Raw genomic sequence first — 628 nt, 5'->3', positions numbered from 1 at the left:
GAGAGCGCGGACACGTTCGAGCGACCGATCTACGCGGGCAACGCCATCGCGACGGTGCAAAGCGCGGACCCGGTGAAGGTGATCACGGTGCGGGCGACGGGCTTCGACGCGGCGGCGGCCACGGGCGGCAGCGCGGCGGTGGAGACGGTGGCGGCCACGCCCGACGCGGGGGTGTCGCAGTTCGTGGGGCGGGAGGTGACGAAGCTGGACCGTCCGGAGCTCACGAGCGCGAAGATCATCGTCTCGGGCGGTCGCGGTCTGGGTAGCGGCGAGAACTATACGAAGGTGCTCGAGCCGCTGGCGGACAAGCTTGGTGCGGCGTTGGGGGCCTCGCGCGCGGCGGTCGATGCGGGCTACGTGCCGAACGACTATCAGGTGGGCCAGACGGGCAAGATCGTGGCGCCGCAGTTGTACATCGCGGTGGGGATTTCGGGGGCGATTCAGCACCTGGCGGGGATGAAGGATTCGAAGGTGATCGTGGCGATCAACAAGGATCCGGAAGCGCCGATCTTCTCGGTGGCGGACTACGGTCTGGTGGGCGATCTGTTTACCGTGGTGCCGGAGCTGACGAGCGCGCTGTAAGCGTTCGGCAGGCGCGGTGTTGCGCCACATTGCGCCACATTGCGCC

1 protein-coding gene is annotated in these 628 nt (G+C 68.2%); it reads left to right on the top strand.

Going from position 1 to position 628, the window contains the following annotated elements; translation table 11 throughout:
- Positions 1 to 582 (top strand): electron transfer flavoprotein subunit alpha/FixB family protein (locus tag PNO31109_RS21810; RefSeq protein ID WP_206111965.1); only part of this gene is annotated, 582 nt, incomplete at its 5' end.
- Positions 583 to 628: the final 46 nt, after the last annotated feature.

This window comes from Pandoraea nosoerga (assembly GCF_902459585.1).
Taxonomy (GTDB): domain Bacteria; phylum Pseudomonadota; class Gammaproteobacteria; order Burkholderiales; family Burkholderiaceae; genus Pandoraea; species Pandoraea nosoerga.
Note: the sequence above shows the minus strand (reverse complement) of the source record. Positions and strands in the feature narration are given on the sequence as shown.